At 38.4% G+C, this 3,886-nt stretch carries 4 protein-coding genes; 2 read left to right on the top strand and 2 right to left on the bottom strand.

The window, feature by feature from the left end; genetic code table 11:
• Window positions 1–219: 219 nt before the first annotated feature.
• Together PLA12_14510 and PLA12_14505 are read right to left on the bottom strand one after the other, a co-directional pair.
• A complete protein-coding gene (locus PLA12_14510) occupies window positions 220–1,206 on the bottom strand; it encodes an alpha/beta fold hydrolase (GenBank protein ID HOQ33702.1) in 987 nt (328 codons plus the stop codon).
• 31 nt (window positions 1,207–1,237) lie between these two features.
• The gene (locus PLA12_14505; protein ID HOQ33701.1) at window positions 1,238–1,828 is read right to left on the bottom strand and encodes a manganese efflux pump MntP family protein; all 591 of its coding nucleotides are present in this window, start codon (window positions 1,826–1,828) and stop codon (window positions 1,238–1,240) included.
• A 191-nt stretch (window positions 1,829–2,019) separates the two neighbouring features.
• Between PLA12_14505 and PLA12_14500 the strand changes: the two genes are divergently transcribed.
• Window positions 2,020–2,448 carry a hypothetical protein gene (locus tag PLA12_14500; GenBank protein ID HOQ33700.1) on the top strand — a complete coding sequence of 143 codons (429 nt, stop codon included), beginning with the start codon at window positions 2,020–2,022 and terminating at the stop codon, window positions 2,446–2,448.
• Window positions 2,449–2,688: 240 nt separating this feature from the next.
• The gene (locus PLA12_14495; GenBank protein HOQ33699.1) at window positions 2,689–3,603 is read left to right on the top strand and encodes a hypothetical protein; all 915 of its coding nucleotides are present in this window, start codon (window positions 2,689–2,691) and stop codon (window positions 3,601–3,603) included.
• The last annotated feature ends 283 nt before the right edge of the window (window positions 3,604–3,886 follow it).

Here is a 3,886-nt window from a genome sequence, read left to right as displayed (position 1 = left end):
CATTGTTAGGGCGAAACATGTTTCGCCCTAACAATTTTTTGCCTTTATTTATATCCTCCTTATCTCGGGTATTTATTTTCACACATTATAAAAAGGAATTGTTTTGCAAGGGTGACCGACTAATCGCTCTCACCTTCTCCGTGTCATTTGTGTAAAATTTCCCTTTGTATCCTCTGTGGTTAATTATATAGGTAAGGATGCTTGTTCTATCAATGTCGGTTATTTTGATTTTTCGTTCGTTTCAATCCAATCTTTGCGGAAAAATTCAAACATTTTATCTGTGAAACCGGGATAAATTTCATGGGCAAAATCGGGGTAAATTACCGCTTCTTTTTTCGATTTTATCTTGTTAAATGCTGAAAACTGTGTAGAAGGTGGACAAATCTGGTCCATTAACCCGATAGCCATAAGCACCTCTCCCTGAATACGCTCTGCTAAAAATTGGCAATCTATATATCCCAACTTTGTAAAGATTTCATTTTCTCTTTCATGTCTTGGGTCGAATAGACGAAAATAGGTCCGAAGTTCTTCATAGGCTTCTAAAGCGAGGTCCATCTCCCAAACTCGTTTATAATCACAAAGAAACGGACACATGGGTGCCAACTTTTTTATCTGCGGATGTAGTCCTGCACAGGCTAAAGTTAGTGCCCCACCCTGTGACATTCCATACGCACCAAGCCGTTGTTCATCTACTTCTTCAAAATCACTGACAATATTAACCAATTGTACTGTGTCCAGAAAGATATGGCGATAAAGCAAATTATCAGGTTCATCATCCAAACCCCGTATAATATGCCCTTTTAATATATTTCCAACGACATTTCCTGTTTCGGTGGACTTACCACCTTGTCCGCGAACATCCATAGCACATACACAAAACCCTTCTCCTACAAAACCCAATTTTTCATACCAATCCCCAGAATTCCCGCCATAGCCGTGAAAACGAAATAATGTTGGACAGGGTTTGTTTCTTTTCTTAGGTCTAAGGTATTGAGCATGCACTCTTGCTCCGCGGACACCCGTAAAATACAAATCAAAACATTCTGCAACCTCACTTTGAAATGGAGCAGGAATTCGTTTTACATCAGGGTCTATACCTTTTAATTCTGCTAATGCTCTTTTCCAATAATCATCAAAATCAGCAGGTTTCGGATTTCTACCCTGATATTTCCACAATTCCTCCAAAGGTAGTTCAAATACAGGCATACAGATACTCCTTCTAAATCTATATTTATTTTTAGTTTCCAGATAAATGGTCAAAAAGTATTTTTATGCCGATTATAAACAATAAAATAGCACCAAGAATTTCCATGCTTTTACCGAATTTTTTGCCTACATAACTGCCTAATTGCATTCCAACCAATGTTAAGAAGCCTGCAGTAATACCTATCCAGAACGAAGGGAACCATATTGAAACGCCAATAAACGCAAAACTTAATCCAACAGCGTACGCATCGATACTGGTTGCAATAGATAGCATTATCAGCGATAAACCTCGTGTGGGGTCATTCTTTTTCTGCTCCTTATTTATTCCTTCTTCTTGTTTTTCAATAGCAAATAAAGATTGGTATATAATTTTTCCACCAATTGCCCAGAGTATAAAAAAGGCTATCCAGTGGTCATAAGCCAGAAACCATTGCCCGACGAGATTTCCCGTATACCAGCCCAATACGGGCATCAGAGCCTGAAATAAACCAAAATGAAAAGACAACCGAAAGGTTTGGCGGGGCTGTACATCTTTGAGCAAAGCACTGATACTAATGGATACGGCAAACGCATCCATAGCAAGAGCCAGAGCAATTCCTGCAAGCACATACGGGTCTAACATTTACTTTTCTCTACTTAAAAAGATTTATACATTAAAATAATGGCAATAATAATAACCTATTTCCAGTGTCATCTGACAAGTTTAATTTGTGTGAATTGTCCAATATTCCTCTTTAAAAGTTGGTTTTTAACTAAGATATACAATACAATAGAAATATATGAAAATTAATAACAACCAAGAAGGAATATTTTATGACACAGGACAACAAACATCAACATCATTCGTGCTGTGGCTGTATTCATGATTTAGGAAAACTTAATATAGCACGGAGAACTTTCCTCGCTGCAGTTGGAGGAACTGCTATCGGAGCCAATGCCATTTTATCAGCAAATGCAGACACTGCTTCAGCGAGTGTATCTTCGGAATATTTAAACAAGCCTATTGCATCTGCGAAAAAGAAGCCTCTGGTTGTTCAGCCGGTTTTTACATACCAATTATTTAAACGGCGAGAACAGGCAAGTTGGCGTCCGTGGGGTGGTTTCCATACAAAAGAAGATGTTCAGAAAGAATGCCAGCAAATAGAAAAAGAACTGGCTGAAATGAAACAAAAGGCAGAATTCCCTCTGGAAATTCTGCCGTTAATACCCGTATCTTCCCCTGCAGAGGCGAAACAAGCATGAGAAGCCAATGCAGATGTAACGCTTATTTACGGGGCTATAGGAGAGATAGAACCTGTTTTCAGTGATAACAAGCAACACATTGTTTTTGTTCGTCATCGCTCAGGTCCTGCCTATCTATGGTATGAGATTGTCAGCCCTCGATTTTTAAGGAAAACTGTAGATGAATTAGGAGAACCGCGTCTGGCTCCACAAGATGTTGTCGTAGATGAATATGCGGACATCTTATGGCGGTTACGCTCTTTGTATGCGATAAAAAACACAGTTGGCAGTAAAATCGTTTGTATTGGTGGTCCTGCCGGCTGGGGTGCTGGTGGTCAAAAAGCCCCGGAACGGGCAAAGGAAAAGTTCAAGATGGAATTGATTGATTATCCCTATTCAGAATTAGATAAACGGATAAATTCGGCTCTTAACGATAGTAAACTCCGTGAACAAGCAAAAATGTGGACAAAACAATATTTAAATCTCCCCAAAACCTCCATGGAAACAGATATACCCTTCCTTGAAAATGCTTTCATACTCACGGAAATATTTGAACAAATTATGAATGAATTCGATGCCCCAGCCATTACAGTTAATGAATGCATGACCACTATTATCCCCAAATCAAAAACAACCGCATGTATGACCTTGAGTTTGATTAATGACCGTGGTGCTATGGCGTTTTGTGAATCCGATTTTGTCGTAATCCCTTCCGGTGTATTGCTACATTATATTAGTTCTAAACCTGTCTTCCTGCAAGACCCAACCTATCCTCACCATGGTGTAGTAACCATTGCCCACTGTACAGCTCCGCGTAAGATGGATGGGACGAATCTTGAACCTGTTCGGATTCTCACCCATTATGAATCCGATTACGGTGCTGCACCCAAAGTAGAAATGCGGATAGGCGAGACAGTTACTGTGATTGACCCCAATTTTGAGTTTAATAAGTGGATTGGTTTTCGTGGAAAGGTTCAGGCAAATCCATTCCTTGATATTTGCAGGTCTCAGACAGATATTGAAATTGAAGGAGACTGTGACCGTCTTGCAAATGATATGGGTGGTTTCCACTGGATGATGTGTTATGGTGATTACCTGAAAGAGACAGGGTATGCACTTCGCAAATTAGGTATCGGTTGGTACAATCTCACACACAATCGCACTTTAGAGGCATAATCATTAGTAGTTACTCTTTATATAAATGTAGATAATTCAAAAACATTATCTTTAAGAATAGAAATACCTAATATTTGTTCATGACTTAAATTAAATGGGCAATTTGTATGAATTGCCCATTTATTATTCACATAGGTTGTAATAATATATTCAATGATTTATTATGAAAATATTGATATAGGGAATAAATATATTGTCTTTATTCATTGAACAGTATTATGGATACCTCTACCACTACTAGAAATTAGACATTCCTAATAAATTTCGGGTATCTATGATTACA

Origin of the sequence: Candidatus Hydrogenedens sp. (assembly GCA_035378955.1) — a bacterium.
Lineage (GTDB): Bacteria > Hydrogenedentota > Hydrogenedentia > Hydrogenedentales > Hydrogenedentaceae > Hydrogenedens.
This window is presented reverse-complemented; position numbering and strand designations above follow the sequence as displayed.